This is a genomic window from Streptomyces sp. VRA16 Mangrove soil (assembly GCF_017377775.1).
Classification (GTDB): Bacteria; Actinomycetota; Actinomycetes; order Streptomycetales; family Streptomycetaceae; genus Streptomyces.
This window is the reverse complement of sequence record NZ_JAFVLN010000022.1, coordinates 102,662-128,471: the sequence shown is the minus strand read 5'-3', so window position 1 is coordinate 128,471 and position 25,810 is coordinate 102,662. Positions and strand designations below refer to the sequence as shown.

Below are 25,810 nucleotides of genomic sequence, written 5' to 3'. Positions count from 1 at the left end.
GGGTGGGGGACCAAGGGCCTGGCGGGGTGGGGGACCAAGGGCCTGGCGGGGCGGGGCCTCTGGCCGGGATTTTCGGGGGTGGGGCGGCGTAGCGTCGGGAGGACCGCTGGTCGTGGACCGTTCGGAGGCCTTCGTCATGTCGCTCGTTCTTGCCGTGCACGGGAGTGCGTTGCCCGGAGCCGGAGACACCATGGGGCGGCTGTGCGACACGGTGAGGGCGCGCAGTGGGGAGCGGCCCGTGGTGGGGCATCTGGATCATCAACTTCCGTCGCTGGCCGATGCGTTGAGCCGGACCGACACGGACGGCGGCAGCGTCGTCGTGCCGCTGCTGCTGGGGGACGGTTACCACCGCACCGTCGACATTCCGGCGGTCGTCGCCGAGTACGGCGGTGCCGGGTGCCGGCTGGCGGGGAGTCTGAGCGGGGCCGCCGAGATCGACACCGCGCTGGCCGAGCGGCTCGGGGCGGCGGAGGCCGCGGACGAGGGCGGCCCGGTGGACGCGATCGTGTGCGCGGCCGCGGGCTCGTCGCGGCCCGGCGGGAACGACGGGGCGCTGCTCGCCGCCCGGCGACTGGCGATACGGCGGCCCGGGACGCCGGTGGTCACGGCGTACTGTTCGGCGGCCGAGCCGACGGTTCCCGAAGCGCTGGCAGGGCTGCGTGCCGAGGGGCACCGGCGGATCGGGATCGTGGCGCATCTGCTGGCGCCGGGCCGGTTCACGCGGGCGCTCGACACGGCGGAGGCCGCCTTCGTCACGGCTCCGCTCGCCGATCATCCGGCCGTCGCCGATCTGGTCGTCCGCAGATATCGGGAGGTAACAGACGTACGGGACCCGGGCGCGTCCGTGGCCAGGGGCCGCGGGCGGGCCGGAGCGCGCCGATTCGCGCACGCAGCCGCCTGATCTGCTGTCCTGGGCGCATGAAGTCCACGCCCAACACGCCCCACCCGGCCCCGCGGCCCCACGCGGGCACCCGTTCCCCCTCCCCCGTCCGGCGCATGATCGAGCGGGGGCGGGACGAGGAGCACCGCGTCGCGTCCTCGCTCGAGCTCTTCTTCGACCTGTGTTTCGTCGTCGCGGTCGCGCAGGGCGGCGTCGAGCTGGTGCACGCCGTCGCCGAGGGGCACGCGGGCAGTGGCGTCATCGCGTACGCGCGGGTCTTCTTCGCGATCTGGTGGGCCTGGATGAACTTCACCTGGTTCGCCTCGGCGTACGACAACGACGACGTGGTCTACCGGGTCGTCACGCTCGTGCAGATCGCGGGTGTGCTGGTGCTGGCGGCCGGGGTCTCGAAGGCGTTCGCGGACGAGTTCACCGTCGTCTGGCTCGGCTACCTGATCATGCGGCTCGCGATGGTGGCGCACTGGCTGCGCGCGGCGCGTGCGACGAGCGGCGCCGAGCGGACGGTCGCGCTGCGGTACGCGGGCGGGGTGCTGCTGTGCCAAGTCGGCTGGCTGGCACTGATGTTCACGCCGTCCGGCGCGCAGAACTGGGTGTTCCTCGCGATGGCGGTCCTGGAGATGTGCGTCCCGGTGTACGCGGAGCGGCACCGGCAGACGGCGTGGCACGCGCACCACATCGCGGAGCGGTACGGCCTGTTCACCATCATCGTGCTCGGCGAGACGATCGCCGCGGCGACGGTCGCGGTGAAGTCGGGGGTCCAGGAGAACGACGCGCTCGGCGATCTGCTGCCGATCGCGGCGGGCGGGCTGCTGATCGTGTTCGCGGCGTGGTGGATCTATTTCGCGGTGCCGTTCCACGACCGGCTGCACGACAACGGGCAGGCGTTCCTGTGGGGATACGGCCACTACTTCATCTTCGCGTCGGCGGCGGCGATCGGCGCGGGCATCGAGGTCGCGGTGGAGCAGGCGGTCGGCGGGGCACACCTCTCCACGCGGGCGGCGTCGGCGGCCGTGACCATCCCGTCGGCACTGTTCCTGCTGATGGTGTGGGCACTGCACGCGCGGTACTTCAAGGTGGGCGTGGCACAGCAGTTGACGTTGCCGGTGAGCGCCGTGCTGGTGCTCGCCGCCACCTTCGCCGGGCACTGGGCGGTGCTCACGGCGGGCATCGTGGCGGCGCTGACGGTGGCGGTCGGGGTGACACTGTCGGCGCGGACCGTCAGGGCGGAGCAGGTCGGGTAGTTCCGGCGGCGGAATCCGGGGCGCCGGTCAACTCGCGTGGTACGCAGGGAACATGACGACCTCTCCCGGCGGTGCCCGGACGCCCGACGCCCGTACCCCCAACGACGCCCTCACCGACGTGCCCGGTCTGCGCGTCGGCCACGCCACCCTCACCGGCTCCGGGTTCCTGACCGGGACCACGGTCGTGCTCGCCCCCGAGGGCGGCGCGGTCACCGCCGTCGACGTGCGCGGCGGCGGGCCGGGCACCCGGGAGACGGACGCGCTCGACCCGCGCAATCTGGTGCAGCGCATCGAGGCGATCACGCTGACCGGCGGCAGCGCGTTCGGGCTCAACTCGGCGTCGGGCGTGATGGCGTGGCTGGAGGAGCAGGGCCGCGGGGTGCCGGTCGGCGGCCCCGGGCAGGTCGTGCCCGTGGTCCCGGGGGCCTGCGTCTTCGACCTCGGCCGGGGCGGCGACTGGCGGGCCAGGCCCTGCGCCGCCACCGGCCGCGCCGCGGTGGAGGCCGCCGCCGCGAGCGGCCCGCACTCCCCCGTCGCCGAGGGGAACGTGGGCGCGGGCACCGGCGCCCTGGTCGGCCGGGTCAGGGGCGGCATCGGCACCGCGTCCACCGTCCTCGACTCCGGGATCACGGTCGGCGTGCTGGTCGTCGCCAACGCGGCGGGCTCCGCGATCGACCCGGCGACCGGGGCGCTGTACGGGGACTTCTTCGCGGGGCGCGGCCCGGTGACGTACCCCTCCCCCGAGGTGCACGAGGCGGCGGGCAAGCGCCTCGCGGACGCGGCGGCGGCGAACGGACCGGCGCCGCTGAACACCACGCTCGCCGTCGTCGCCACCGACGCCGGCCTCACCCGCGCCCAGGCGCAGAAGGTCGCGGGCACCGCGCACGACGGCATCGCGCGGGCCGTGCGCCCCGTGCACCTGCTCAACGACGGCGACACGGTCTTCGCCCTCGCCACCGGCGACCGGCCGCTCGACGCCGCCGACCCGCTGGCCCTCAACGCGATCCTGGCGGCCGGCGCGGACCTGGTGACCCGGGCGATCGTGCGGGCGGTGCGCGCGGCGGAACCGGTGACCACACCCGGCGGGACCCATCTGTCGTACGGCGAGCTCTACGGGGCCCCGTGACGGCAGGCCCCCACGACAATGGGACCCGTATCAACGGGACCCGCTTCAGCAGGCCCCGTATCAACAGCACCCCGTAACAGACGTAACAGAACTATCCCTGTGGCTCCCTTCACAGCAATCGGAAGGAACGGTTCCGGTCTTCTCGGACTCTCTCCTCGTACCGGAGAAACCACCGGGACCATCCCAAAAGCAGGAGAAGGAGAGCAGACCGTGAGAAGGCAGAACATGGCAGTCGCCGGCGCCGCCCTCGCCCTTGGCGCGCTGACCCTCACGGCCTGCGGCGGCAGCGCCACCGCGGACAACAAGAAGGACGGCGGCGACACGGGCGCCCCGCAGATCACCATCTCCGCGAAGGACGGCTCGACCGGGGCGTCCATCAACGCCACCGGGGTCAAGGTCGCCGACGGCAGGCTGACCGACGTGAAGATGACGGAGGCGGACGGCGGCAAGGCGGTCACCGGCACGATCGCCTCCGACGGCTCGTCCTGGAAGCCGAAGGACCAGCTGGAGCGCGGCACCAAGTACCGGATAGCGGCGACGGCCAAGGACTCCGCCGGGCACACGGCCGCGGCCAACTCCATCTTCACGACGGTCACCACGGCGAACAGTTTCATCGGCACGTACACGCCGGACGACGGCACGACGGTCGGGGTCGGCATGCCGGTCTCGTTCACCTTCGACAAGGCGATCACGAACCGGAAGGACGTGCAGGCGCACATCAAGGTGACCTCCAGCAGCGGCCAGCAGGTGGTCGGTCACTGGTTCGGCGGCCAGCGGCTGGACTTCCGGCCCGAGGAGTACTGGAAGGCCGGTTCCAAGGTCACGATGAAGATCGACCTCGACGGGGTCGAGGGGGCCGACGGGGTCCACGGCGTGCAGGACAAGACGGTGACCTTCACCGTCGGCCGCGCGCAGGTCTCCACCGTCGACGTGAACACGCAGAAGATGACCGTGGTGCGCGACGGGCAGACGATCAAGACCGTGCCGGTCTCGACCGGCAGCGCCGCCCACCCGACCTACAACGGCCGGATGGTGATCTCCGAGAAGTTCGTGCAGACGCGGATGAACGGCGACACGGTCGGCTTCGGCGGCGAGTACGACATCGCGGACGTGCCGCACGCGATGCGGCTCTCGCAGTCGGGCACGTTCATCCACGGCAACTACTGGAGCTCGCCGTCGATCTTCGGCGCCCAGGGCACCAGCCACGGCTGCGTCGGACTCCAGGACGTGCGGGGCGCGGGCGGCGACACGACGGCGAAGTGGTTCTTCGACAACTCGCTCGTCGGCGACGTGGTCGTCGTGAAGAACTCCCACGACAAGACCATCTCCCCGGACAACGGCCTCAACGGCTGGAACATGTCGTGGAGCCAGTGGACGTCGGGCAGCGCCTCCTGAACCGCGGGCAGCACCCTACGGGCCACGCGGGAACCTCCCGCGTGGCCCGCACGTTGTCCGGTAAGCGCACGAGAAGTCCGGAGATCCTGCTCAATTCCCGTTCTCCGTTTGCGATTTCACGGACACGATGTCCGACGGAGGCGCTACGGTATGCACCCACCAGGTGACATGCAGCAATGCCGGGAGGTGTCTTGAGCGTTCCGTACGACCACGGGTCCAGCCATCCGTACGACGCCCTGTCCGCCGCGTCCCACGCGACACCCGAGGAGCAGCTCGCACTCCTGCTGGGCCGCTCGATCAACTCCTTCGAGCTGCCGGACGAGACGCTGGAGGACATCTACTGCGCGCTGGCGTACGACACTTCGCTGCACTCGGCCCACCACAGCGCCGGCCTGCACCGGGAGACGTACCGGCACACCTGGCTGCTCGCCGACGGCAGAGCGCTGACCCTGTGGGAGCTGGTGCACAACACCGGCCGGGACCACATCACCCAGCACGAGGTCTACGTCACCGAGGACGAGGTGCATCTGGCCACCGGTCGGCTGCCGATGCCCCCGGAGGCCACACCGGGTTTCGAGCTGGAGGTGTCCATCGCGCCCGAGCCCACGGAGGGCCAGGGGGCCACCGGGGTCAGCGGGACCACCGGCGCCCCGGGGACCACCGGGACGCACGGCGCCACCGATCCCTCCGGGGCCGTCGACAGCACGGACGCCTCCCGCGCCTCCGAGGCCCCCTGGCCCGGCGACGCGCACGAGACGCCCGTCACGGGCATCCCCGGTTTCCCCGTGCAGCTGCCCCCGATCCCGCCGCAGCGCCGCGTCTTCGGCCCCGCCGACCCGGACAGCTCGGTCGATCACGCCCGTCGGCTGCTGCGCCGCGCGGAGAACCCTGAGGTGGAGACGCGCCCGGGGCCCGGCACGGCGCGGCTGCTGCGGGAGGCGTGCGCGCACCAGATCACGCAGGCGTTCGGCTGTCGGCTCAGCCCGGGGTTCGCGCTGTACGAGCACGCGTTCCTGCTGTGCGACGGCTGCGAGGTCAGCCTCTGGGAGGTCGAGCACACGGCGACGCCTGACGGCCGGCACATGTGCGAGGTGTATCTGACGCAGAGCGCCGCGCGGGCCGCGATCGAGCGGCGGGCCGCCGCCCGGACCCGGCACTGAGGGCTGTCCCGTAATCCCGGGTGGATCAGCGCGCGGCGTCAGATGCGGTGCATCGCAAGGCGGAGGGGCGTCCTCATACTGGGCGTATTCGGGCGTTCCGACAACGCGGCGAGGTGCCGTAGCTGTCGTCGTGCGCCCGCCCGGGATTACGGGACAGCCCTTAGGCACCAGGACCTCGCAGAAGAACGGCTCAGCTGCGGCTGAACTGCCGTACGAGCCCGGCGAACGCGTCCTGCTCGTCGGCCGTCAGCGGCACCGACTCCACCGCCGGCGCCTGAGCCTGGCCGGGAAGCGCGCCCAGCGGCAGCCGTGCGACCGGCTGCTCCGGCGGGGCGGAGGCGACGACACGCACCAGACGGACCAGACCGACCACCCAGGCCACCGTGGCGATCACGAGGATCACGAGGCCTATCTGCTGAAGGATCGACACGTGCTCAGGCATGCGATCCAGTGAACACCACGGTCCGGGACTTTGGTCCCGGACCGTGACGTATCTCGCAGTATTCACAGTGTTCGCAGTGTTCGCAGTGTCGGACACTTCAGGCGGACACGAGGGGCCTGTGCGGCGCCTGTGAAGTCGGCGCCGGGAGGCGGGGGTTCACACCGTCTCGGGCACCTTCGGGGCCGCCTGCACACCGGCGCTCGCCTCCGTCGGCGCCACCGCGTCGTCCTTCGGCGCGTCCTTGCGCATCCCCTTCAGTACGACCACCAGGGCGGCCGAGACACAGACACCGACGGCGATGGCGACCAGGTAGAGCCAGGCGCTGCCGATCAGCGGGACCACGAAGATGCCGCCGTGCGGGGCGCGCAGGGTGCAGCCGAAGGCCATCGACAGGGCGCCGGTGACCGCGCCGCCCGCCATGGAGGCGGGGATGACGCGCAGCGGGTCGGCCGCGGCGAACGGGATCGCGCCCTCGGTGATGAAGGAGGCGCCGAGCACCCAGGCCGCCTTGCCGTTCTCCCGCTCGGACTTGGTGAAGAGCTTGCCGCGCACGGTGGTGGCCAGGGCCATGGCCAGCGGCGGCACCATGCCGGCGGCCATCACGGCGGCCATGATCTTCAGCGAGCCGTCGGTGGGGTCGGCGAGCCCGCCGACCGCGAAGGCGTACGCGACCTTGTTGAGCGGGCCGCCCAGGTCGAAGCACATCATCAGGCCGAGCAGCGCGCCGAGCAGCAGGGCGTTGGCGCCGGAGAGGGAGTTGAGCCAGTCCGTCAGGCCGCTCTGCAGCGAGGCGATCGGTTTGCCGATCACGACGAACATCAGGAAGCCGACGACGATCGACGACAGCAGCGGGATGACGACCACCGGCATGATGCCGCGCAGCACGGCCGGCACCCGCACCTTCTGGATCGCCATGACGACGCCGCCCGCGATCAGACCGGCGGCGAGACCACCGAGGAATCCGGCCTGGGTGGTGACCGCGATGGAGCCGCCGACGAAGCCGGGCACCAGACCCGGCCGGTCCGCCATGCCGTACGCGATGTAGCCGGCGAGGACCGGGACGAGGAAGGCGAACGCGGCCTGGCCCGTGTAGAAGAGCAGCGCCGCCCAGCTGGTCGACGAGGTCCAGTCGAAGCTGTTGAGGAGGGTCTCGACCTTGACGTTCGCGACCTCGTAGCCGCCGATCGCGAATCCGAGCGCGATGAGCAGACCGCCCGCGGCGACGAACGGCACCATGTAACTGACGCCGGACATCAGCCACTTGCGCAGTTTCGTCCCGTAACTGTCCCCAGCTTCACCGGAGTTGTCCACAGGTGTGGATGACGTGTTCGGGTCCGCGGCGCCGGACGTCTCGCCGCGGGCCGCCTTCTCCCGCACCTCCGCGATGAGTTCGGCGGGACGGTTGATCCCGGCCTTCACGCCGACGTCGACCGTCGGCTTCCCGGCGAAGCGCTCCTTCTCCCGTACGGGGACGTCGTGGGCGAAGATCACGCCGTCCGCCGCCGCGATCACGGCCGGGTCGAGGCGGGTGAAGCCCGCCGAGCCCTGCGTCTCGACGACGAGCTCGACGCCGTCGGTGTCGCGGCCGGTGTTCTCCAGGGACTCGGCCGCCATGTAGGTGTGGGCGATGCCGGTGGGGCAGGAGGTGACGGCGACGATCTTGAAGGTGTCGGCCGTCGCGGGGGCCGCCTCGGGTGCCGGGGTCTGCGGTGCCGCAGCCGCCGCCTCGGGGGCCGGGGCGTCGCCGCGGATCAGGGCCGCCGCCCGCCCGGCGTCGGTCGCCGCGCGCAGGGCCGCCTTGAAGTCCTCGTCCATCAGCTGGCGGGCCAGCGACGACAGGATCGTCAGGTGGGCGTCGTCCGCGCCCGCCGGAGCCGCGATCAGGAAGATCAGGTCGGCCGGGCCGTCCGGGGCGCCGAAGTCGATGCCCCGCGGGGCGCGGCCGAAGGCGAGGGTGGGCTCGGTGACGTGGGCACTGCGGCAGTGCGGGATGCCGATGCCGCCGTCGAGGCCGGTCGGCATCTGGGCCTCCCTCGCCGCGACGTCGGCCAGGAAGCCGTCGAGGTCGGTGACCCTGCCGAGGGTCACCATGCGCTCGGCGAGGGAGCGGGCGGCCTCGTCCTTGGTGGGGGCGGACAGGTCGAGGTCGACCAGGTCCGCGGTGATCATTTCGCTCATCGCGGGCTCCTTTGCCTACGGTTCTGCGGGGTCGGTGTGGCGCCGGCGGATCCGGCTGATGCGGTACCGGTCGCGCCCCTGAGCGGCGCTTCGGCGGTGGGGGCTGTCATCGCACGGCCTCCTTCAGAGGACGGTCCAGCGGAACGTCCACCGTCACGCTCACCGCCTCCGGCCGCAGGTCCCCCGGCGTCGGCATCGCGCTGCCCGGCAGCTGGACCGCCGCCGCGCCGTGGGCGACCGCCGAGGTGAGGGCCTCGGGGCCTTCGCCGCCGGCGATCAGGAAGCCGGCGAGCGAGGAGTCCCCGGCGCCGACGTTGCTGCGTACGGCGTCGACGGGGGCGGAGGCGAACCACGTACCGGACGCGTCGACCAGGATCTGCCCGTCGGCCCCGAGGGAGGCGAGCACGGCCGCCGCACCCAGCTCCCGCAGTTCTTCGGCCGCCTTGACCGCGTCGCCGACGGTGGCGAGCGGGCGGCCCACGGCCTCGGCGAGCTCCTCGGCGTTGGGCTTGACGACGTCGGGGCGCTCGCGCAGGGCGGCGAGGAGCGCGGGGCCCGAGGTGTCGAGCGCGATACGGGCGCCCGCCTCGTGCGCGCGGGCCACCAGCTCGGCGTACCAGGACGGGGCGAGGCCGCGCGGCAGGCTGCCGCAGCAGGCGATCCAGTCCGCCCCGGCCGACCGCTCACCGACGGTGGAGAGCAGCGACTCGGCTTCCTCGGCGGTCAGTTCGGGCCCGGGGGCGTTGATCTTCGTCAGCGTTCCGTCGGGCTCGGCGAGCGCGATGTTGGAACGGGTCTGGCCCGCGACGGGCACCGGGGCGACCTTGATGCCCTGCCCGTCGAGGAGGTCCGCGACGAGGGCGCCGGGGGCGCCGCCCAGCGGGAGGACGGCGAGGGTGGGGGCGCCGGCGGCGGCGACCGCCCGCGAGACGTTGACGCCCTTGCCGCCCGGGTCCATGCGCTCGCCGCTGGCGCGCACGACCTCGCCGCGGTCGAGGCCGGGGACCTCGTAGGTGCGGTCGAGGGAGGGGTTGGGGGTGACGGTGAGGATCATGCCGGGTACCGCTTCCGAACTGGGGGTCGTGCCAGGGGTGTTGAGGTGGTTCACGCGCGGATCACCTCCGTGCCGCCCGCCTCGATGGCGGCCGCGTCCTCGTCGGCGAGGCCGGTGTCGGTGATCAATAGGTCGACGTCGGCGAGGTCGCCGAAGCGGGCGAAGTGCTCCTGGCCGTGCTTGCCGGAGTCGGCGAGCAGCACGACCCGGCGGGCCGCGGCGAGGGCGGCGCGCTTGACGGCGGCCTCCGCGAGGTCGGGCGTGGTCAGGCCGGAGGCGGCCGAGAAGCCGTTGGCCGCGAGGAAGACGACGTCGGCGCGGATCTCGCTGTAGGCGCGCAGCGCCCAGGCGTCGACGGCGGCCCGGGTGCGGTGGCGGACCCGGCCGCCGACGAGGTGCAGCTGGATGCCGGGGTGGTCGGCGAGCCGGGCCGCGGTGGGCAGCGAGTGCGTGACGACGGTCAGCTCCGACTCCAGCGGCAGCATCGCGGCGAGCCGGGCGACGGACGTACCGGCGTCGAGGACGATGCTGCCCTCGCCCGGCAGTTCGGCGAGGGCGGCGCGCGCGATGCGGTCCTTCTCGTCGGCCGCGGTGGACTCGCGCTCGGCGAGGTCGGGCTCGAAGTCGAGGCGTCCGGCCGGGATGGCGCCGCCGTGCACCCGGCGGACGAGACCGGCGCGGTCCAGGGCCTTCAGGTCACGCCGGATGGTCTCGGCGGTGACCTGGAACTCCTCCGCGAGGGACAGCACGTCGACCCGGCCGCCGTCCCGTGCGAGACGGAGGATCTCCTGCTGGCGCTCCGGTGCGTACATGCCCGTTTACCTGTGCCCTCACCATTGAGTCTTTTTGAGTGTGCCCGAATCTGTGGCTTCACCCCGAGGCTACGACCGCTTTTCCGGAAAGTAAACAGGTTCGGGCATCCCACAGACACAAACGGGCATTGGTCCCGCGCCGGAAACGGCGAAGGGCCCGGCCCTCCGGGAAGGAGGACCGGGCCCACGCCGGCAGCGCGCCGCGGCTACTGCCCCATCACGTACTTCACCGTCGGCCCGGTGGTCCAGCCGCCGTCCACGGCCAGCTCGGCGCCGGTCACGTACGCGGCGTCGTCCGAGAGCAGGAACACCACGGCGTTCGCTATCTCCTCGGCCTCGCCGACCCGGCCCATCGGGGTGTTCGGGTAGCCGCCGTCGCCGCGCGGGATGCCGAGCTGGGCGGTCATCGGGGTGTACGTCATGCCGGGGTGCACCGAGTTCACCCGGATCTTCGCCGTGCCCTGCTCCACCGCCGCGATCTTGGTGAGGCCGCGCACGGCCCACTTCGAGGCCCCGTACGAGGAGGTGAGCGCGAGCCCCATCAGACCGGCGGCCGAGGAGATGTTGACGATGGAGCCGCCGCCGGCCTCCTTCATCGCGGGGATGGCGGTCTTCATCCCGGCGAAGACGCCGACGAGGTTGATGTCGACGACCTTGCGGAAGTGCTCCAGGCTCTCCTGGTCCAGCGGCATGCCGGTGGAGACCCCGGCGTTGTTGACGAGTCCGTGCACCCCGCCGAACTCGGCGCCCGCGTACGCGACCGCCGCCTGCCACGCCTCCTCCGAGGTGACGTCGAGGTGGACGAAGCGGGCCCGCTCACCCAGCTCGGCGGCGAGCGCCCCGCCCTCGTCGTCGAGTACGTCACCGATCACGACATTGCCTCCCGCGGCCACCGCGCGCCGGGCGATCTCGGCGCCGATGCCGCGGGCTCCGCCGGAGACGAGGACGGTCTTGCCGGTCAGGTCGTTCATCACAGGCTCCACTTCGCTGGGGGTACCACACCTGCCATGTAGTCATAGTATGCCCGCATGGCACAATGTGCCATCGGCAGTACTGATGCGGCAGTGCTGACGCAGGCAGAGCCGATGCAGGCAGAACAGAACAGCGGGGGCGAGCACGGTGCGGCGACGGCGGTTCCTACTTCAGACGGCGGGCCTGACCGGGGCGGGCGCCCTGGCGATGAGCGGCTGCGGCGCGGGCGACGGCGACACCGTCACCCTCGACGTGCTGCTCGCCGGATACGACGGCACCGTCGGCACCTCCATCGAGAAGCGGTGGGACGCCGCGGTGCGGGCGTTCGAGAAGAAGCACCCGGCGATCAGGGTGAAGGTGGAGCGCGTCCCCTTCCTCAAGCTGGACGCGACGCTCACCCGCCGGGTCAAGGACGGCCGCGCGCCCGACATCTCCGAGGGCAACTTCTTCGCCCCGTACGCGCAGGACGGCCGGCTGTACTCGGCCGACGAGCTCTTCGAGGTGCCCGTCCAGGCGAACTTCATCGCCTCGTTCGCCGACGCGGGCAAGGTCGACGCGGTCCAGTACGGCCTGGCGACCCAGGCCAGCGCCCCGCGGCTGTTCTGGAACAAGGCGCTCTTCGAGCAGGCCGGGCTCGCACAGGCACCCACGTCGTGGGCCGAACTGCGCTCCTGCGCCCAGGCGTTGCAGCGGATCGGGGTCGCCACGCCGTACGCGCTCACCTTCGGCCCCGAGGCGTCCGAGGACGAGCTGCTGGCCTGGCTGCTCGCGGGCGACGGCGGCTACGCGTCCGTCTCCGGGTACGACTTCGCGAACCCGGAGAACGAGGCGACGCTGACCTGGCTGCGCGACAAGCTCGTCGTGCCGGGCCTCGCGGGCGCCGACCCGGCGAAGCTCACCAGGACGCAGGCGTACGCGCAGTTCCTGCAGGGGAAGGCCGGGATGCTGCTCGCCCACCCGGTGCTGCTCTCCGCCGCCGACCGGGCGGGCCTGAAGTACGCGACCGCGCCCTTCCCGAAGCGGGACGGCAGCGGGGCGGCGCCGCCGGTCGGGCTCAACGACTGGCTGATGGCGTTCAAGGCGAACGGCCGGCTGGACGCGGCCAGGACGTTCCTGTCGTTCCTGTTCACCTCGCCGTCCGCCCGCACCTACGGCGCGGACACCGGCACCCTCCCGGCGACGGCGAGCGACTCGGAGGCACTCCAGGAGGACCGCTCGCAGCGCGCCCTGTGGCCGTTCGTCGCGGAGCTGCCGGTCGCCGAGTTCCATCCGGTGGGCCTGCGCTCGTGGGCCACGGTGCGCGCCGCGATCCGGGAGCGGATCGGCGCGGCGGTGGCTCCCGGCGGCGACCCGGCGCACGTGCTGGAGGCGCTGGACCAGGTGGGGTCCAGCGCCTGAGACCAACGGCCCGGCTCAGCCGACCAGTTCGGGCTCCTTCGCCTCCTCCGGCGCGACGGTATCGTACTCGCCCGTCCCGCCCAAGGCCCTCCCCGGCAGCGCGAACATCAGCAGGAAGATGCCGACCAGGATCCCGGCCGCCCACAGCAGCGCGCTGCGGAATCCGTCGACGAAGGCCGCGGCGCCCTGGGCCGCGTGGTCCTCGACGACGTTGAAGAAGACGACCGAGACCAGGCTCAGGCCCAGCGCGTTGCCCATCTGCATCACGGTGTTGATCAGCCCGGACGCCGACCCGGCGTGCTCACGCGGCACTTCGGAGAGCACCGCGTCGGTCAGCGGGGCGACGATCAGGCCCATGCCGAGGCCCATCACCACGAGCGGCAGCGCCATCTGCCAGGAGGCGATGGCCAGGCCGTAGTGCCCGGCCTCCCCCACGTAGATCAGGACGCCCGCGGCCATCAGCAGCGCGCCCGTCTGGAGGACCTTGCGGCCGAAGCGCGGCACCAGCTTCTGCACCGAGACGCCGGCGGCGACGGAGACCGCGAGGGAGAACGGGACGCCCGTCAGACCCGCCCGCAGCGGGCTCCAGCCGAGGCCGAGCTGCATGTAGAGCGTCCAGGTCAGGAAGAAGATGCCGGTCGCGACACCGAAGACGGTCTGCACGGCGATGCCGGCCGCGAAGCTCTTCACCCTGAACAGCGACAGCTCGATGAGCGGGGAACCGTCGCGCCGCTTCTTCGCCTTCTCGTACGCGACGAGGACGCCGACGATCACGACGGACGCGGCCATCATCACGAAGCCCCACACCGGCCAGCCGTTCTCGCGGCCCTGGGTGAGCGGGTAGACCAGTGCCAGCATCGCGAGGGTCACCAGGACCACGCCCACGAGGTCGAGCTTGAGGGCCCGGGGCGCCTTCGACTCGGTGATGACGCGGGAGCCGAGGATCAGCGCGGCGATGCCGACGGGCAGGTTGATGAGGAAGATCGGGCGCCACTCCAGGCCCGCGATGTTCCACTCGGTGAGCAGCGCGCCGAGCAGCGGCCCGGTGACCGCGCCGAGCCCGACGATCGCGCCGAACAGGCCGAAGACCTTGCCGCGCTCGTGCGCCGGGAACGTGGCGTGCACGATCGACAGGACCTGCGGCACCATCATCGCCGCCATGCCGCCCTGGAGGATCCGGGAGGCGACCAGCATCTCCGGGTTCGCGGCGAACCCGCACAGCGCCGAGGCGACCGTGAAGCCGGCGATGCCGAGCAGGAAGAGGCGCTTGCGGCCGAAGATGTCGCCGAGCCGGCCGCCCGTGATCAGCAGGGCCGCGAAGGCGAGCGCGTAACCGGCCGTTATCCACTGGATCTGCCCGGAGCTCGCGCCCTCGTCGTGCTGGATGGTGGGCAGGGCGACGTTGACGATCGTGACGTCCACGAGGTCCATGAACGCCGCCGTCATCACGATGGCGAGCGCGAACCAGCGACGGCGGTCGCCGGCCCCGGCCCCCGTGGTCTGCGGTGCTGCGGTTGAGGTCATGTCCTCAAGCTAAAGGCCATGTAGGTCAGATCGTGTCCTAGTTGCCGGGCATCCTGGAGCACATGACGACGCCCAGTACGGACACACCGGCCAGGCTTCTCCAACTCCTCTCCCTGCTGCAGACCCCACGCGAGTGGCCCGGCGGCGAGCTCGCCGACCGGCTCGGGGTCTCGCGTCGCACCGTCCGCCGCGACATCGACCGGCTGCGCGACCTCGGCTATCCCGTGCAGGCCACGATGGGCTCGGACGGCGGCTACCGGCTCGTCGCGGGCAAGGCGCTGCCGCCGCTCGTCCTCGACGACGAGGAGGCGGTCGCCATCGCGGTGGGCCTGCGCGCCGGGGCCGGGCACGCCGTCGAGGGCGTGGAGGAGGCGTCGGTGCGGGCCCTCGCCAAGCTGGAACAGGTGCTGCCGGGACGGCTCCGGCACCGGGTGGCCGCGCTCCAGGCGGCGACGATCCCGCTCACCTCGGGGGACGGCGCGACGATCAGCCCCGAGACGCTGACCGTGATCGCCTCGGCGACGGCGGGGCGCGAGCGGCTGCGGTTCCACTACCGCGCGGCCGACGGCGCGGACACGCGCCGCCTGGTCGAGCCGGCCCAGCTCGTCTCCACCGGGCGGCGCTGGTACCTCGTCGCGTACGACATCGACCGTGACGCCTGGCGGACGTTCCGGGTCGACCGGCTGTCGGAGCCGTTCGCGACCGGGGCGCGGTTCGCTCCGCGGGAGGTGCCGGAGGGGGGCGCCGCGGAGTTCGTACGGCGAGGGGTGGCGTCCCGGGGCGGCGGCGCGTACGAGCTGGACGTGGAGTTCTCGGCGCCGGTCGACGCCGTCGCCGAGCGGGTGCCTCCGGCGGTCGGGCCGCTCGAGGCTCTGCCGGACGGTTCGGGGTGCCGGCTGCGGACCACGACGTCCGACGCCGTCGAGTGGATGGCGGTGCGCTTGGCGATGACCGGGTTCGACTTCCGGGTCCGGGGCCCCCGGCAACTGGCCGATGTGGTGCGGGAGTTGGGGGATCGAATGGTGCGGAGCGCCCCGTAAGGGGGCGCGGGACCGTATCGATGTGCGGCTCCGCGCCCCTTACGGGGCCGCACCCACCCCGCGCTCCCCCTGGAGGGGTTACGCCGCGGCGTCGAACCCGGTGTCCCGCGCCAGCTTCTTCAGCTCAAGGAGCGCGTGCTTCTCGATCTGGCGGATGCGCTCGCGGGTGAGGCCGTGCTCCTTGCCGACCTCGGTGAGCGTGCGCTCGCGGCCGTCGTCGATGCCGTACCGCATCTTGATGATGGACGCGGTGCGCTGGTCGAGACGCCCGATGAGGTCGTCGAGCTCCTCGCTGCGCAGCAGCGTGAGCACCGACTGCTCGGGGCTGACCGCCGACGTGTCCTCCAGGAGGTCGCCGAACTGGGTCTCGCCCTCGTCGTCCACCGACATGTTCAGCGAGACCGGGTCGCGGGCCCAGTCCAGGACGTCGGTGACGCGCTCCGGCGTCGTCTTGTCGAGCTGGGCGGCGATCTCCGCGGGCTCCGGCTCGCGCCCGTGCTCGCGGTTGAACTCGCGCTGCACGCGGCGGATCCGGCCCAGCTCCTCGACCAGGTGGACGGGGAGACGGATGGTGCGGGACTGATCGGCTATGGAACGGGTGATGGCCTGACGGATCCACCACGTCGCGTACGTGGAGAACTTGAAGCCCTTGCGGTAGTCGAACTTCTCGACCGCGCGCACCAGGCCGGCGTTCCCCTCCTGGATCAGGTCGAGCAGCGGCAGACCCGCGCGCGGGTAGCGACGGGCCACGGCGACCACCAGGCGCAGGTTCGACCTGATGAAGATGTCCTTGGCCTTCTCGGACTCCGCGACCAGGGCCTCCAGCTCCTCGCGGGACGCCTTGCCCGCGGCCTGGCTGGCCGGGAGATCGCCGAGCTCACCGTCGAGGATCTGCTGGGCGTAGACGCCCGCCTCGATGGTCTGGGACAGCTCGACTTCCTTGGCGGCGTCGAGCAGCGGTGTGCGCGCGATCTCGTCGAGGTACATGCCGACCAGGTCGCGGTCGGCGATCTCCCCGCCTACGGCGCGAACACTGCGTGCCGCATCAGTCTCGCCGGAGGCGGCGGACTTACGACGGGCTACGGCACGGGTTGCCATGCGTGCTCCCTTGCGGTGGTAGGTCGGCTTGTACGCCCTTCACGGGTGCCCTGCATCCGAACGAATCAACGCCTGGAATCCGGACAGAATTCCCAAGCCGCCCATCTTTTTTCTGATCATGCAGTACCCTGTCGCGCCACACTGCGCGAGAAGGCCCGGCGAGCAGCCGCCGGGGGCCACAGAGACGCAGGTCAGGCCGTGGGGCACGAGTGAAACGGCCCTCGTTCGGACCCTCGGTCGGCGGTGGGTCTCTGCCACCTGAGACGACCCTGGCGCTCTGATGGTTGCCCATGCGGAGCCCACGCGCCGACCGCGAAGGTCACGAACGTCAGGGCCTTTCGTCCCCTTCGCTCCCGGCGCCCCCTTCCCCACAACTCCCCGGGTCCCCGTCCAGTTCCTTCTCGAACCAGGCGACGTCGTAGTACCGGCCGAACTTCCGCCCGACCTCCCGGTAGGTGCCGATGGGCCGGAACCCGAAGCGGGTGTGCAGCCGCACCGACGCCTCGTTGGGCTGCGTCACCCCCGCGTACGCCCGGTGCACGTCCTCACTCTCCAGGGCCTTGAACAGCGCCTCGTACAGCTGGGTGCCGATGCCGCGCCCGCCCGCGTCCGGGGCGCAGTACACGGTGACCTCCACGGAGGTGGAGTACGCGGCCTTGGGGCGGAACGCGCTCGACGTCGCGTAGCCCAGAACGCGGCCGCCGGCCACCGTCTCCTCGGCGACGAAGAGGCGGTGCGGGCCGTGGTCGGGGTGGGCGAGCAGCCACGGGCGCCGCGCCTCGGCCGTGAAGGGCTCGGTGTCGAAGGTGATCGGGGTCGTGCGGACGTACGCGTTGTAGAGGTCGGTCAGGGCTTCCAGGTCCGCTTCGGAACCGGGCCTGATGATCACGTCAGGGGTCACGTCGCTCATGGCCAGAGGCTAGGTGAGCCCTAGGGCTCGACGCCTAGGGCCAAAGGCGGTTACGTGGCCTGCCCACCGGTGCCTACCGTGCAGCCATGACGACGGACACGGGCACGACCACGGACCCCTCCGGCACGCTCGACGAGGCCCTGGAGCGGCTGCACACCAGCGGGCCCGAGCGGCTCGGGCGGCTGACCAACCACGCACCGATGGCGGTCGAGGCCCTCGCCTCGCGCGGGCAGGGCGCCTCGGTGCACCGCTGGCTCGACCTGTACACGCCCAAGCTGGAGGAGTTCCCCGCCCCGGTGGAGCCCATCACGGACGAGAACCGGCGGGCGGCCCTCGGCGATCCGCGGCGGGCGGCGGACTGGATCGCGTACTTCACGCGGCAGGTCGAGGAACGTCCGTGGCGCGACGTGCTTGCCGAGTGGTGGCCGCGGCTGCTTCCCGGCATGTACGGCGGCTCGACGCATCCGGTGATCCGGGTCGGCCACGCCGTGCGCACCCTGCTGTCCGCCGAGCCGACCGCGCCGCGGCTGACCGAGCTCGCGCACGGCCTCGGCTACTGGGCGGCCCGGCACCACCCCGTCACCGGCGTCACCGCGCTGCCCGACCCCGGCGACGATCCGGCCGCCGCCCTGGACGCCGTCGAGCCGATCGCGGACCGCGGCAGCGGCGGCTTCCCGGCCCGGCTCGCCCGGGTGAGCGCGCTGCCGGTGTGGGCGCCGTCCGTGACCGACCCGGACGAGGCGCGGCTGCGGCTGACCGGTCTGGTCCGCGCGGCCGTGCACCGGTACGCCACGCACGGGCACGGCGAGGAGACGATGCTGGTACACGCCGCGACCGCGCCCAACGCGGTGCTGCGGACGCTGCCCGCGCTGCCGCGGGCGCTGTGGGTGCCCTCGCTGGGCGCCGCCTGGACGGCGTCCGCGGCGGTCACCGCGATGTACGCGCCGGACGAGCCCGTCGCCTACGAGGCGCCGGGCACGTTCGCCGCCGGGGAGGTCGTCGAGCGGGCGCTCGCCCATGGCGACGAGCACGTCATCAAGTTCACGGACACGGCGCTCGACGTCGGCGACGAGCGGGCGCTCGGCTCCGCGCTGCGGTGTGTGGAGATCAGCGCGCCGCTGGTGTGACGACCGGCGGGTGCGACCGGCCCTCACCGGACCCGGACCCGCACCTGCCCACGGGCGCCCTCACCCGAACTGCACCGACCTCTTCGCCAGCCCCATCCAGAACCCGTCGATCACCGAGCGCTGCGTCCCCAGCTCGCCGGACGCGTCCGCCGCTCCGAGGGTGACGAAGAGCGGGGCGAAGTGTTCGGTGCGCGGGTGGGCCAGCGCGCCGGCCGGGGACTTGCGGGTGAAGTCGAGGAGGGCGTCGACGTCACCGGCCTCCAGGGCGCGGTGGCCCCAGTCGTCGAACTCCGCCGACCACGACGGGACCCCGCCCGCGGCCCGCAGCGCCGCCAGATTGTGCGTGAAGAACCCGGAGCCGACGATCAGCACGCCCTCGTCGCGCAGGGGCGCGAGGCGGCGCCCGATGTCCATCAGCTTCTGCGGGTCGAGCGTCGGCATGGAGATCTGCAGGACGGGGATGTCCGCGTCCGGGAACATCTCGACGAGCGGCACGTACGCCCCGTGGTCGAGGCCGCGGTCCGGCACGTCCTGGACGGGAATGCCCGGGGCGCGCAGCAACTTCCGTACGGAGTCCGCGAGTGCGGGGGCGCCCGGAGCCGCGTACGTCACCTGGTAGTAGTGCTCGGGGAAACCCCAGAAGTCGTAGACGAGAGGGACCTGCTCGGTGGCGCCGAGGGAGAGCGGGGCGTCCTCCCAGTGCGCGGAGACCATCAGGATCGCCTTGGGGCGGGGCAGCCCCGCGGACCAGGCGGCGAGCTGGCCGGGCCAGAGCGCGTCGTCGGCGAGCGGCGGGGCGCCGTGGGAGAGGTAGAGCGCGGGCATGCGCTCCGGGGCCATGGGGGCGGCGGACACGACGACCTCCTTGAAGTTTCAAGCGTTACTCCTGACGAAAGTACGCCTCGTTTGTTTAATATTCAAGGAGGAGGACTGTGCGATGGAGCCGACGGACACGACAGAGACGATGGACCCCATGACGAACCCCGAGCCGCACTGGCTCACCGAGGACGAGCAGCGCGTCTGGCGCGCGTATCTGCATGCCACCACGCTTCTGGAGGACCACCTCGACCGGCAGCTGCAGCGCGACGCGAAGATGCCGCACGTCTACTTCGGGCTGCTCGTGCAGCTCAGCGAGGCGCCCCGGCGGCGGCTGCGGATGACCGAGCTGGCGAGGAGCGCCAAGATCACCCGGTCCCGGCTCTCGCACGCCGTCGCCCGCCTGGAGAAGAGCGGCTGGGTGCGGCGCGAGGACTGCCCCTCGGACAAGCGGGGGCAGTTCGCGGTGCTGACCGACGAGGGGCTCGACGTGCTGAAGAAGGCCGCGCCCGGACATGTCGACGCGGTGCGCGGGGCGCTCTTCGAGCGGCTCACCCCGCAGCAGCAGAAGTCCCTCGGCGAGATCATGCGGATCGTCGCCGAGGGACTTCAGCCGAAGGAGGCCGGGGCGGATCTGCCCTGGCTCAGATGACGGGTGTCAGTGCGCGACCACCGGCACCTTGATCTCGTCCTCCGCACCCTCGCCGGAGCCCGCGGCGGGAGCCGAACCGGCGCCCGGGACCCCGGTGTTGATGAGCGTGAGGGCGAGCGTCGCGGAGACGAGCAGGATGCCGACGGCCCACCAGATGGCGTGGGTGTAGCCGTTGACCATGGCCTGCGCCTGGAGCAGCTGGGGGTTGCCGGCACCGGCCGCGTGGTCCGCGATGTACGCGGTGGTGGCCGAGGCCGCGATCGTGTTCAGCAGGGCCGTGCCGATGGCGCCGCCGACCTGCTGCGAGGTGTTGACCATCGCGGAGGCCACACCGGCGTCCCGCGCCTCGACACCGATGGTGGCGAGCGACATGGCGGGCATGAACGCCGTACCCATGCCGAGGCCGAGCAGCAGCTGGGCCGGGAGGATCAGCGCCGGGTAGGACGCGTCGACGGTCAGCTGGGTCAGCAGGCCCATGCCGAGCGCGGCGAGCAGGAAGCCCGGGCCCATCAGCAGGCGCGGCGGGACGCGGGTCATCAGGCGGGCGCCGATCTGGGTGGAGCCCGTGATCATGCCCGCGATCATCGGCAGGAACGCGAAGCCGGTCTTGACCGGCGAGAAGCCCTTCACGACCTGGAGGTAGTAGGTCAGGAAGAGGAACAGGCCGAACATCGCGATGACGGCGAGACCGAGCGAGGCGTAGACACCGCCGCGGTTGCGGTCGGCGACGACGCGCAGCGGCAGCAGCGGGTGCTTGACCCGGGCCTCGACGGCGACGAAGGCGAACAGCAGCACGGCCGCGGCGACGAACAGGCCGATGGTGGTGGCGTCCGACCAGCCGTTGGTCTCGGCGCGCGTGAAGCCGTAGACGAGCGAGACCAGGCCGAGCGTGGAGAGCAGCACGCCGGGGATGTCGAGCGGCGAGCGGTTGCGGCCGCCGGCCGGCTCACGGATGACCAGGACCGCACCGACGGCGGCGATGATCGCGAACGGGATGTTCACGAAGAACGTCCAGCGCCAGTTCAGGTACTCGGTGAGGAAGCCGCCGAGGATCAGGCCGACGGCGCCACCGCCACCGGCGATCGCACCGTAGATGCCGAACGCCTTGGCGCGCTCCTTGGCGTCCGTGAACATCACGGCGAGCAGGGAGAGGGCGGCGGGCGCGAGCAGGGCGCCGAACAGACCCTGCAGGGCGCGGGCGCCGAACATCATGGCCTCGTTCTGCGCGGCGCCGCCGAGCGCCGAGGCGAGGGCGAAGCCGATCAGGCCGGTGACGAAGGTCTGCTTGCGGCCCCACAGGTCGGCGATGCGGCCGCCGAACAGCAGCAGACCACCGAAGGCCAGCGCGTAGGCCGTGATGACCCACTGCTTGTTGCCGTCGGATATGCCCAGGTCGGACTGGGCGGCGGGCAGGGCGATGTTCACGATGGTGGCGTCGAGGACCACCATCAGCTGGGCGAGCGCGATGAAGACGAGAGCCTTCCAGCGCCGCGAGTCGGGTGCCGTGACAGGCAAGGGGGTACCCACAGCGGGACTCCAAGTCGTGGATAAGCGTGAAAAAACGCGAGAAATCGGTGTGCTACGGATGGGCGGGGCCGGGCCCCGGACGAGTACGCGTCAGGTGCTCAGTCCTGGCGGAGGTCCTCCAAGGTCGCGGCCTCACCCGGGAGTTCCGAGCGGGCGGGAGTCATCAGGCCGTCGAGAAACAGCTGCAGATGACGGCGTACGAAGCGGTCGAAGTCCAGGCAGGCCTTGCCGGGCAGCGGCCGCGTGAGCTGGGAGAGGGCGACCATCAGGTCCCCGACGCCGACGTCGGCGCGCAGCTGGCCGGCGGCGTGCGCGCGCCCGATCAGCGTCTCGATGGCCACGGTGAGCCGGTCGAGGGCGGCGACCACGTCGGGGTGGTCCTTGTCGAAGGTCGCGTTGAGCATCGGGCACAGGGCGCCGATGCGCTCGTCGGCGGCCGCGTGCACGAAGGTGCGCAGCGCCTCGAAGGGGGTCTGCTCGCCGGCTTCCTCGGCGACGAGTGCCTGTTCGGCATGGTCGGTGACGTGGTCGGTGACCGTCAGGACCACGTGATGCATGAGCTCACCGCGGTCCTTGAAGTTCCGGTACAGCGTCGCGTTGCCGACGCCGGCCCGGCGGGCCACCTCGTCGAGCGGGAGCTCGGTCCCGAACTCGACCAGGAGCTCGCGCGCGGCGGCCACGATCCGCTCCCGATTGCGCACGGCGTCGGCCCGCGGGCGCGGGGCGCGGCGCTGCGGCTGCTCGGTCGCGAGGGCCGACAAGGCAACAGCCACGGCGGTCTCCTTCTGGGGGCTTCGAACAGATAAGCGGGGAATGGGTCCCCGCTTCTTGCGGACACCTATGCCAAACGGGGAAACGGTCCCCACTTATTTCCCGCCCTTCATGTGACCTGACTCACACCTCTCCCGTCGCAGAAACCCACGATCGGCGCACCCAGCGCGCGACACGCCGCACCTCGACACAGGGTGATCGAGACGGACACCCCCGGACCTCAGGGTTCACGACGGTGAGGCGGTCGGATGCGGCAGCAGCAGATACGCAGGGGCCGGCGCGGTGCGCTGCTCGCCGGAACCACCGCCGTCGCGCTCGCGCTGACGATGACCGCGAGCGCCGGCCGGGTCCTCGACAGCTCGCCGACCGCCGCGGGACCCGTGGCGCTCGCCCGCGCCACCTCGCTCGGCCCCTGCATGATCCGCGGCGCGCTGGGGGTGCAGATGTCGGAGGGCGTGCCCACCTCCGCCGGCTACGCCCGTTCGACCGGCACCGTCCGCGCCCTCAACCTCATGGTCGACTTCCCGGACGCGCCCGGCGACGGTGCCGCCATGGACCGGTTCGGGGAGTTCTTCCCGCAGACCCAGAAGTGGTTCGAGCGGGCCTCGTACGGACACCTCGACTACGTCCCCGAGACGCCGGTCAGACACTGGCTGCGGATGCCGAAGCCCTTCACCTCGTACGGGATAGAGCGCGGCGCCCCCTTCGACCCCGGCTACCGCGAGCTGGTCGACGACATCGTGGCGACCGCCGACCCGGACGTGGACTTCCGCGCCTACGACCTCGTGAACATCCTGGTCACCCCGAACGCGGGGCCCTCCGCGCTGGACACCGTCCTGTCGGTGACCTTCGCCGGCAACCACGACGCACCGGTCGCGGACGGGGTGCCGCTGTCGAACGTGTCCTTCGTGTACTCGCGCCAGGACGACGGGTCGGGCTCGTACGCGGAGACCGGCTACCGGGTGCTGCCGCACGAGAACGGGCACGTCTTCGGGCTGCCCGACCTCTACACCCAGGACGGCGGCGGGGCCGTCGGGCACTGGGACATCATGAGCGAGGACTGGGGCGTCGGGAACGATCTGCTCGGCTGGCACAAGTGGAAGCTGGGCTGGCTCGACGACTCCCAGATCCGCTGCGCGGGCAAGGCCGGCACCATCGAGCAGACGCTCTCGCCGATGTCCTCGGCCGGGGACGGGCCGAAGATGGCGTTCGTGCCGCTGACGGAGAAGACCGGGTACGCGATCGAGGTGCGCACGCCGGGCGGCAACGACGAGGCGGTGTGCCGGCCCGGGGTGCTGATCTACCGGGTCGACGCGGACGTGGACACCGGGCACGGGCCCATCACCGTGAAGGACGCGACGCCGGACAGCGGGGGGTGCACGCGGCGGCCCAATGTGCACGCCGAGCTGTCCGACGCGACGTGGCGGCCCGGGGAGGTCTTCCGGGACCGGAAGTCGGGCGTGCGGATCGCGGTGGCGGGGGCGGACGCCTCCGGCGATTACCGGGTGACCGTGACGCGGAGGTAGGAGCGAGCGCCTCCTCGTCTGCCGGGTGCCGCGCTTCCCGGGTACTGCGGGCCGGTGGGGGCCGGTCGCGCCCACGCGGCGGAGCCGCATGTCGACACAGCCCCGCGCCCCTGAAGCGAGCTCCGCCCGGCCAGGGACAGCGACACGGCTACCCCGCCGACGCCAAGCCGCGTCGTACCTCCCGCTTCAGCACCTTCCCCGTCGCGTTGCGGGGCAGTTCCGACTCCTGGAGCACGACCCGTTCCGGCACCTTGAAGGCGGCCAGGGTCTTCGCCGCGAACGCCCGGAGGGCGGCCGCGTCGAGTCCGGAGCCGGGGCGGATCCGGACCACGGCGGCGACCTCCTCGCCGAGGACCGGGTGGGGGACGCCGACCACGGCGGCCTCCAGGACATCGGGGTGGTCGTGCAGGCACGCCTCGACCTCGACGCAGTACACGTTCTCGCCGCCCCGGATCACCATGTCCTTGATGCGGTCGACGACACTGATCCGGCCGTCGGTGATCTCGGCGAGGTCCCCGGTCCTGAACCAGCCGTCGTCGGTGAACGCCGCCGCGGTCGCCTCCGGGTCCTCCCAGTAGCCGCGGATCAGGGCCTGTCCGCGCAGCAGCAGCTCGCCCACCCCGGCCACGGGGTCGGCGACGCGCGCCTCCACCGCGGGCGCGGGCCGTCCGACGCTGGCGGGCCACCGCCGGTACTGGGCGCCGAAGTTGGCGCTGATGCCGCCCAGGGTCTCGGTCAGGCCGTAGCCGTTGCGCGGCTCGATGCGTTCGCCGTAGCGGGCCGTGAGGCGGGCCACGAGTTCCGGGGGCGCGGCGGCGCCGCCCGTGTTGAACATGGTCAGCGTCGGCAGGTCGTCGTCCACCTCGTCGGCGCGGGCCAGGAGCTGGAGCGCGGTCGCCGGTACGCCGCCGAAGCTGCCGATGCCGTGCTCGTGGATCAGGGCGAGCGCGGCGTCCGGGTCCCACTTGCGCATCAGGACGAGGGTGCCGCCCGCCGCCATGGCCGCGTAGAACCCGGTGAAGGCGGCGACGTGGAAGAAGGGGAAGGTGAGGAGCCCGGGGAGGATCGGCCCCTGCCCCGGGACGATGCCCCGGCCGAGCGACGAAAGCGCCGCGAAGTAGCGGGGGTTGGTGATGGCGGCCATGTGGGCGTGGTGGGTGGCGACGGCGCCCTTGGGGCGTCCTGTGGTGCCGGAGGTGTAGAGGATCGTGGCGTCCGACTCGGGGGTGACGTCCACGTCGGGCGGGCCCAGCAGCGGGTCGGCGGCGGGCAGCTCGGCGTACCGCTCGACGCGCGGCCCGCCGACGGCCCGCCCCTCCTCGTGGCAGACCAGGGTCCAGGGGCGCGGGTCGTCACCGGTGGCGTCGAGCCAGGGCGCGACCCGCTCGTACCGTTCCCCGTCGACGACGAGCACCCCGGGCCGGCAGTCGTCCAGCGCGTACGCGACCTCGTCCGCCGTCCACCACGCGTTCAGCGGTACCGCCACCAGGCCCGCCAACTGGGCGGCCCAGAAGGCGACTTGCCACTCGGGGTGGTTGCGCATGGCGATGACGGCCCGGTCGCCGGGACGCAGCCCGTAGGTGTCGAGGAAGCGGCGGGCCAGCGCGCTCGCCGCCGCGAAGAACTCCCCGTACGTGAGCCGCCCGGTGTCGGCGATCAGGAACGGGGTGTCGCCGAACGCCCAGGTCGTCTCGGCGAACTCCCGCAGCGTGCGCGGCCCTTCGGCGTACGAGGGGCGCCCACTCCCGTCCCGTACGACGGCGAAAGGTGCGCCCGGCGCGGTGAGCAGCGCTTCCAGTGATTCCAGCGATTCCAGGGACTCCGCGGATGCCATACCGGACGGTACGTCCCCCGCCCCACCCCCAGTCAACACCCCGTCAACACCCGTCCCACCCCGCCCGCCCCGGGCCATCTGCCGCCCACCCGCACCCGCCTTGGGCAATCTGCCGCCAAGGCCCGGCCGCCTAGGACAATCCGCCGCCCGCCACAGCCGCCTCAGGCCATCCGCCGCCAAGCCCCGGCCGCCTCAGGCCATCCGCCGCCAAGCCCCGGCCGCCTCAGGCCATCCGCCACCAAGCCCCGGCCGCCTCAGGCCATCCGCCGCCAAGCCCCGGCCGCCTTGGGCAATCTGCCGCCAAGG

General features: G+C 72.3%; 22 protein-coding genes. 10 read left to right on the top strand and 12 right to left on the bottom strand.

Features of this window, described 5'->3' with window-relative positions:
• Nucleotides 1-112: 112 nt before the first annotated feature.
• From J3486_RS38990 to J3486_RS38970, 5 genes are all read left to right on the top strand, one after another.
• Nucleotides 113-901 (top strand): sirohydrochlorin chelatase, encoded by a 789-nt coding sequence (locus J3486_RS38990; protein ID WP_207828712.1) that lies wholly within the window; start codon nucleotides 113-115, stop codon nucleotides 899-901.
• Between the two features lie 17 nt (nucleotides 902-918).
• Complete coding sequence (locus tag J3486_RS38985) at nucleotides 919-2,142, top strand: low temperature requirement protein A (protein WP_207828711.1); 1,224 nt, start codon at nucleotides 919-921, stop codon at nucleotides 2,140-2,142.
• A 52-nt stretch (nucleotides 2,143-2,194) separates the two neighbouring features.
• Nucleotides 2,195-3,268: a P1 family peptidase gene (locus J3486_RS38980; RefSeq protein ID WP_207828710.1), complete on the top strand. Its 1,074-nt coding sequence runs from the start codon at nucleotides 2,195-2,197 to the stop codon at nucleotides 3,266-3,268.
• 225 nt (nucleotides 3,269-3,493) lie between these two features.
• Nucleotides 3,494-4,663 (top strand): Ig-like domain-containing protein, encoded by a 1,170-nt coding sequence (locus J3486_RS38975; RefSeq protein WP_207828708.1) that lies wholly within the window; start codon nucleotides 3,494-3,496, stop codon nucleotides 4,661-4,663.
• A gap of 191 nt (nucleotides 4,664-4,854) precedes the next feature.
• The gene (locus J3486_RS38970; RefSeq protein ID WP_229379298.1) at nucleotides 4,855-5,823 is read left to right on the top strand and encodes a DUF6227 family protein; all 969 of its coding nucleotides are present in this window, start codon (nucleotides 4,855-4,857) and stop codon (nucleotides 5,821-5,823) included.
• A 190-nt stretch (nucleotides 5,824-6,013) separates the two neighbouring features.
• Here J3486_RS38970 and J3486_RS38965 read toward each other — a convergent pair whose 3' ends face one another.
• The 5 genes from J3486_RS38965 to J3486_RS38945 all read right to left on the bottom strand — a co-directional run bounded on the left by J3486_RS38965 (nucleotide 6,014) and on the right by J3486_RS38945 (nucleotide 11,280).
• The gene (locus tag J3486_RS38965) at nucleotides 6,014-6,265 is read right to left on the bottom strand and encodes a hypothetical protein (protein WP_207828707.1); all 252 of its coding nucleotides are present in this window, start codon (nucleotides 6,263-6,265) and stop codon (nucleotides 6,014-6,016) included.
• A gap of 156 nt (nucleotides 6,266-6,421) precedes the next feature.
• Nucleotides 6,422-8,443, bottom strand: a complete 2,022-nt coding sequence (locus J3486_RS38960; protein WP_207828706.1) for a fructose-specific PTS transporter subunit EIIC — start codon at nucleotides 8,441-8,443, stop codon at nucleotides 6,422-6,424.
• A gap of 106 nt (nucleotides 8,444-8,549) precedes the next feature.
• On the bottom strand, nucleotides 8,550-9,497 hold the full coding sequence (gene pfkB, locus J3486_RS38955; RefSeq protein WP_207828721.1) for a 1-phosphofructokinase: 948 nt from the start codon (nucleotides 9,495-9,497) through the stop codon (nucleotides 8,550-8,552).
• A 50-nt stretch (nucleotides 9,498-9,547) separates the two neighbouring features.
• Entirely contained in the window at nucleotides 9,548-10,309 is a 762-nt protein-coding gene (locus J3486_RS38950) for a DeoR/GlpR family DNA-binding transcription regulator (RefSeq protein ID WP_207828705.1), read from the bottom strand.
• A 206-nt stretch (nucleotides 10,310-10,515) separates the two neighbouring features.
• A complete protein-coding gene (locus J3486_RS38945) occupies nucleotides 10,516-11,280 on the bottom strand; it encodes a glucose 1-dehydrogenase (RefSeq protein ID WP_207828704.1) in 765 nt (254 codons plus the stop codon).
• 148 nt (nucleotides 11,281-11,428) lie between these two features.
• On the opposite strand from J3486_RS38945, the gene J3486_RS38940 reads away from it, so the two are divergent.
• Nucleotides 11,429-12,679, top strand: coding sequence for an extracellular solute-binding protein (locus J3486_RS38940; protein ID WP_307805123.1), 1,251 nt, complete (start codon nucleotides 11,429-11,431; stop codon nucleotides 12,677-12,679).
• A 15-nt stretch (nucleotides 12,680-12,694) separates the two neighbouring features.
• On the opposite strand, the gene J3486_RS38935 is transcribed toward J3486_RS38940, so the two are convergent.
• Complete coding sequence (locus J3486_RS38935) at nucleotides 12,695-14,203, bottom strand: MFS transporter (RefSeq protein WP_207828703.1); 1,509 nt, start codon at nucleotides 14,201-14,203, stop codon at nucleotides 12,695-12,697.
• Nucleotides 14,204-14,265: 62 nt separating this feature from the next.
• Between J3486_RS38935 and J3486_RS38930 the strand changes: the two genes are divergently transcribed.
• Nucleotides 14,266-15,243, top strand: a complete 978-nt coding sequence (locus J3486_RS38930) for a YafY family protein (protein WP_207828702.1) — start codon at nucleotides 14,266-14,268, stop codon at nucleotides 15,241-15,243.
• A 78-nt stretch (nucleotides 15,244-15,321) separates the two neighbouring features.
• Here the strand turns inward: J3486_RS38930 and J3486_RS38925 are convergent, their stop codons facing one another.
• Nucleotides 15,322-16,341 (bottom strand): RNA polymerase sigma factor RpoD/SigA, encoded by a 1,020-nt coding sequence (locus tag J3486_RS38925; RefSeq protein WP_207828701.1) that lies wholly within the window; start codon nucleotides 16,339-16,341, stop codon nucleotides 15,322-15,324.
• A gap of 328 nt (nucleotides 16,342-16,669) precedes the next feature.
• A complete protein-coding gene (locus J3486_RS38920) occupies nucleotides 16,670-17,251 on the bottom strand; it encodes a GNAT family N-acetyltransferase (RefSeq protein WP_207828698.1) in 582 nt (193 codons plus the stop codon).
• 86 nt (nucleotides 17,252-17,337) lie between these two features.
• On the opposite strand from J3486_RS38920, the gene J3486_RS38915 reads away from it, so the two are divergent.
• The gene (locus tag J3486_RS38915; RefSeq protein ID WP_207828696.1) at nucleotides 17,338-18,378 is read left to right on the top strand and encodes a questin oxidase family protein; all 1,041 of its coding nucleotides are present in this window, start codon (nucleotides 17,338-17,340) and stop codon (nucleotides 18,376-18,378) included.
• Nucleotides 18,379-18,438: 60 nt separating this feature from the next.
• On the opposite strand, the gene J3486_RS38910 is transcribed toward J3486_RS38915, so the two are convergent.
• Entirely contained in the window at nucleotides 18,439-19,203 is a 765-nt protein-coding gene (locus tag J3486_RS38910; protein ID WP_207828718.1) for a dioxygenase, read from the bottom strand.
• 139 nt (nucleotides 19,204-19,342) lie between these two features.
• On the opposite strand from J3486_RS38910, the gene J3486_RS38905 reads away from it, so the two are divergent.
• Nucleotides 19,343-19,846, top strand: a complete 504-nt coding sequence (locus tag J3486_RS38905; RefSeq protein WP_207828717.1) for a MarR family winged helix-turn-helix transcriptional regulator — start codon at nucleotides 19,343-19,345, stop codon at nucleotides 19,844-19,846.
• 6 nt (nucleotides 19,847-19,852) lie between these two features.
• Here the strand turns inward: J3486_RS38905 and J3486_RS38900 are convergent, their stop codons facing one another.
• Complete coding sequence (locus J3486_RS38900) at nucleotides 19,853-21,361, bottom strand: MFS transporter (protein WP_229379297.1); 1,509 nt, start codon at nucleotides 21,359-21,361, stop codon at nucleotides 19,853-19,855.
• 110 nt (nucleotides 21,362-21,471) lie between these two features.
• Nucleotides 21,472-22,146 (bottom strand): TetR/AcrR family transcriptional regulator, encoded by a 675-nt coding sequence (locus J3486_RS38895; RefSeq protein ID WP_307805122.1) that lies wholly within the window; start codon nucleotides 22,144-22,146, stop codon nucleotides 21,472-21,474.
• Nucleotides 22,147-22,392: 246 nt separating this feature from the next.
• Here J3486_RS38895 and J3486_RS38890 point away from each other — a divergent pair, with 246 nt between their 5' ends.
• A complete protein-coding gene (locus J3486_RS38890; RefSeq protein WP_207828694.1) occupies nucleotides 22,393-23,670 on the top strand; it encodes a M6 family metalloprotease domain-containing protein in 1,278 nt (425 codons plus the stop codon).
• Nucleotides 23,671-23,818: 148 nt separating this feature from the next.
• On the opposite strand, the gene J3486_RS38885 is transcribed toward J3486_RS38890, so the two are convergent.
• Nucleotides 23,819-25,504, bottom strand: a complete 1,686-nt coding sequence (locus tag J3486_RS38885; protein ID WP_207828693.1) for a class I adenylate-forming enzyme family protein — start codon at nucleotides 25,502-25,504, stop codon at nucleotides 23,819-23,821.
• Nucleotides 25,505-25,810: the final 306 nt, after the last annotated feature.

Excerpts from the sequence above, each read along its gene's own strand:
- J3486_RS38985 (WP_207828711.1), top strand. The coding sequence starts at position 919 with ATGAAGTCCACGCCCAACACGCCCCACCCGGCCCCGCGGCCCCACGCG.
- J3486_RS38980 (WP_207828710.1), top strand. The coding sequence starts at position 2,195 with ATGACGACCTCTCCCGGCGGTGCCCGGACGCCCGACGCCCGTACCCCC.
- J3486_RS38975 (WP_207828708.1), top strand. The coding sequence starts at position 3,494 with ATGGCAGTCGCCGGCGCCGCCCTCGCCCTTGGCGCGCTGACCCTCACG.
- J3486_RS38965 (WP_207828707.1), bottom strand. The coding sequence starts at position 6,265 with ATGCCTGAGCACGTGTCGATCCTTCAGCAGATAGGCCTCGTGATCCTC.
- J3486_RS38960 (WP_207828706.1), bottom strand. The coding sequence starts at position 8,443 with ATGAGCGAAATGATCACCGCGGACCTGGTCGACCTCGACCTGTCCGCC.
- pfkB (WP_207828721.1), bottom strand. The coding sequence starts at position 9,497 with ATGATCCTCACCGTCACCCCCAACCCCTCCCTCGACCGCACCTACGAG.
- J3486_RS38950 (WP_207828705.1), bottom strand. The coding sequence starts at position 10,309 with ATGTACGCACCGGAGCGCCAGCAGGAGATCCTCCGTCTCGCACGGGAC.
- J3486_RS38945 (WP_207828704.1), bottom strand. The coding sequence starts at position 11,280 with ATGAACGACCTGACCGGCAAGACCGTCCTCGTCTCCGGCGGAGCCCGC.
- J3486_RS38935 (WP_207828703.1), bottom strand. The coding sequence starts at position 14,203 with ATGACCTCAACCGCAGCACCGCAGACCACGGGGGCCGGGGCCGGCGAC.
- J3486_RS38930 (WP_207828702.1), top strand. The coding sequence starts at position 14,266 with ATGACGACGCCCAGTACGGACACACCGGCCAGGCTTCTCCAACTCCTC.
- J3486_RS38925 (WP_207828701.1), bottom strand. The coding sequence starts at position 16,341 with ATGGCAACCCGTGCCGTAGCCCGTCGTAAGTCCGCCGCCTCCGGCGAG.
- J3486_RS38920 (WP_207828698.1), bottom strand. The coding sequence starts at position 17,251 with ATGAGCGACGTGACCCCTGACGTGATCATCAGGCCCGGTTCCGAAGCG.
- J3486_RS38915 (WP_207828696.1), top strand. The coding sequence starts at position 17,338 with ATGACGACGGACACGGGCACGACCACGGACCCCTCCGGCACGCTCGAC.
- J3486_RS38910 (WP_207828718.1), bottom strand. The coding sequence starts at position 19,203 with ATGCCCGCGCTCTACCTCTCCCACGGCGCCCCGCCGCTCGCCGACGAC.
- J3486_RS38905 (WP_207828717.1), top strand. The coding sequence starts at position 19,343 with ATGGACCCCATGACGAACCCCGAGCCGCACTGGCTCACCGAGGACGAG.
- J3486_RS38890 (WP_207828694.1), top strand. The coding sequence starts at position 22,393 with ATGCGGCAGCAGCAGATACGCAGGGGCCGGCGCGGTGCGCTGCTCGCC.
- J3486_RS38885 (WP_207828693.1), bottom strand. The coding sequence starts at position 25,504 with ATGGCATCCGCGGAGTCCCTGGAATCGCTGGAATCACTGGAAGCGCTG.